At 62.6% G+C, this 2,961-nt stretch carries 4 protein-coding genes; 2 read left to right on the top strand and 2 right to left on the bottom strand.

The features are described from left to right. A partial coding sequence (locus AC1D00_RS34410) for an Hpt domain-containing protein (RefSeq protein ID WP_477013743.1) occupies nt 1-380 on the bottom strand: 380 nt, incomplete at its 3' end. Between the two features lie 417 nt (nt 381-797). Further along, complete coding sequence (locus AC1D00_RS34405; RefSeq protein ID WP_477013744.1) at nt 798-1,277, bottom strand: response regulator; 480 nt, start codon at nt 1,275-1,277, stop codon at nt 798-800. Nucleotides 1,278-1,717: 440 nt separating this feature from the next. On the opposite strand from AC1D00_RS34405, the gene AC1D00_RS34400 reads away from it, so the two are divergent. Continuing rightward, on the top strand, nt 1,718-2,428 hold the full coding sequence (locus AC1D00_RS34400) for a Crp/Fnr family transcriptional regulator (protein ID WP_477013742.1): 711 nt from the start codon (nt 1,718-1,720) through the stop codon (nt 2,426-2,428). Nucleotides 2,429-2,610: 182 nt separating this feature from the next. Continuing rightward, on the top strand, nt 2,611-2,961 hold a 351-nt coding region (locus AC1D00_RS34395), incomplete at its 3' end, for a cyclic nucleotide-binding domain-containing protein (protein WP_477013741.1).

Here is a 2,961-nt window from a genome sequence, read left to right as displayed (position 1 = left end):
GCCATGCCCTGCTCGACCATCGCTTCCAGCTTGTCGATGAGATCGCGGTCGGTGCCCTCGGGCTCGGCTTCGGTCGCCTCGAGGCCGGCGAGGATTTCCTTGATGCGGTCGATCGAGGACAGGATCACCGTCACCGCCTGCCCCGTCACCGGCATGCCGTCACGGAATTTGCCCATCAGCGTCTCGCCGGCATGCGCCAGCGCTTCCAGACGCGGCAAGCCGAGGAAGCCGCACGTACCCTTGATGGTGTGGACCAGGCGGAAGATGTTATCCAGGATCTTGGCGTTGTTCGGCTCCTGCTCGAACTTCACCAGCTGATTGTCGAYGGTGTCCAGGCTCTCGCTGGTCTCCGTCAAGAACTCCCGCAACAGATCATCCATGAGCTACGCCTTACTGAGCTGGGCTTCGGCGCCTGAGCCACGCTTGGCATCGACGGAAGTCCGCGCGTGGATCGTTAGACAACCCCTTTCACGGTCCCGTTAATTTCATCCTCCGTGCTAATACGGATATTGAAGAGAAGTTTGCGGTTCAGCCGCATGTTGCGGCACTTTTCGGCAAAACGGCACCGAACCGTCGCGAAAGGAAGCGTTAGGTAAATGCGCCGATAACGGCGAGGCAACACGCGCGAAAAGTTCTGCTCGTGAAGGACGATATGCACGGCCCGGGTGGGATCGAAGCCGATCGCCCGCAATCGGGAGCGCTCTTGCGACCATCGCATCGCGCCCTGCCGGGATCCGGAAGGCCCGCGGTTGTGGTAAACGGATGCTTACCCCGCCGCTACGACGGCCTGCGCCGCGCTAACCCAGGCGTGCGGCCGCGGCAACGTTGTCGGAACGGTGCTCCGCGAGGCAATCCTTGATGGCGGCGAGCAACGCGAGCGGCGTGAACGGCTTGCGCAGACAGCGTGCCGCGCCGAGCTCGAGCGCCATCCGGAGGAAATCGGGAGCGGGTGAATTCAGATTTACGAAAGCGTAGCCGGACATCGCGATCAGCGGAATGGTGGGCGCCCGCTCGTGGAAGATCCTGATCGATTCGAAGYCGCGCATGTGCGGCATGAAGATGTCGATGATCACCAGATCGAAATGATCGTGTTCGAGGGCGCGCAGTTCGACCTCGCCTCCTTCGGCAATCGTCACCCGAAAATGGTTTCGCTGGAGATAGACCTCGATGGCCATGCACACCATCGGGTCGTCGTCGACAACGAGAATATGGCGCAGATTTTCTGTCCCCGTTTGAGCTTCCAGTTTCGGCGATTCAATAATTGAACCGTGGGGCACGCCTTTCTCCTCTGGTTGGGATCGAAGAATTGACGGTCGCAAACACCTTTGGCGGAGACAGGAAACGGAAACGACGGATGCGAAATCTGCAGCCGTGCGGCGCCATGGTTCGGAGCGATGTCCGGTTGCGGTAACCGCTCGTCCAATGGACGAGGCTGCGCGGACTGACCGGCGTCCGATCGCAGCGCGGATGCAGTGCTGCCGGCTCATGAAGGCCCCCCTACCGCTTTTTCCTGCGCAGCCTCGCAGGATGCGCGAAGGTTCCCGAGCGAATCAGCGCGCAGTACTTATTTCCGGCGCAAATGCGACAGCCTGTCTGTCCTCTAACGGGTATATGGACAGCCACACAACCTGTACAATATGCTTTGTTGCGACGCAACTTGACCGGAAAAATGGACGCGGCGTCGATCTTAGATTGAACGCGTCGGAATTGATCCTGCATGACCGCGAGCGGCTCCCCGCCCAATCAATTGCTGCGAATGCTCGATGCTGCGGATTTCGACCTGCTGCGCCCCCATCTCGCGACAGTCGAAATGGTCAGGGAATCTGTCTTGGGCGAAGCGGGCGCCGCACTGAGATACGTCTACTTCCCGCACCGCGGGTCCGTTTCGATCACGCTGGGCTTGTCCGAAGGACAAATGATCGAGATCRCAATGCTGGGACGCGACAGCGTCGTGGGCGGCGGCGCGGCGCTTACCGACGGCATCGCGCTGGCGGACGCGGTCGTGCTCTTCCCGGGCACGGCGTCCATGCTTGAAATCGGGGCTTTCCGGACGATCGCCGCCGCGAGCGTGCCGTTTCGAAGTCTGATGGTGCGTCATGAGCAGGTCCTGCTCGCACATGCGCAGCGATCGTTGCTCTGCAATACGCTGCACCCGGTCGAGGCCCGGTTGGCGCGCTGGCTCTTGCGGGCCCACGACCTCTCCGACGGCTCGATCCTGCCGCTGACACAGGAGGCGCTGGCACAGATGATGGGCGTGCGGCGCAACGCCATTTCGCTCGTCGCGCATGCGCTGCAGCGGGCTGGCATCATTCGCTACACCCGCGGGCAGATCGAAGTCATCGAACCGCGCGCGCTGGAGACGACGTCCTGCGACTGCTATGCGGCGGTCAAGGCCTTCCATTCTCGCCTGCTCGGAGCGCCGCGGTGACGAGAGCCCGAGGCGGCCGGTCGGCATGCCGTGGTGCACACAGCCTCGCAGGGGTGACGCCGCACCCGGACATCTTGTCTCAATTGCCTATATATCCCGACGGGAACATGATGGAGTCCGCCCGTGCCGGGATCGGCAAATTCGCTCTCGCAAGTCCCTGCCTGACGAGACGGGAGGCAGCTTTGGAAACGATRGCGCGTCCATCCAACGGTTTCCTGTCCGCGCTGTCGGCGGACGATTACGAGTTGATCCGCCCGCACCTGCGCACGGTCGATCTGCCGCACGAGGCCGTTCTGGTCGAGGCCGGCGAGACGCTCAAGCGCGCGTTCTTTCCCCACCGCGGCGTCATCTCGCTGGTGGTGAAGTTCGCCAAGGGCGAGCACGTGCAGGTCGCGATGATCGGCCGCGACAGCTTGCTCGGCACGCTCTCGACCATGGGCGATGCATGCGCGCTGAACACGGCGATCGTGCTGATTCCCGGCGTCGCGTCGATGATGGATCTCGACCGGCTGCGCATCGCGGCCGACCAGAGC

Source organism: Bradyrhizobium sp. P2_E8, from assembly GCF_056403875.1.
This window is presented reverse-complemented; position numbering and strand designations above follow the sequence as displayed.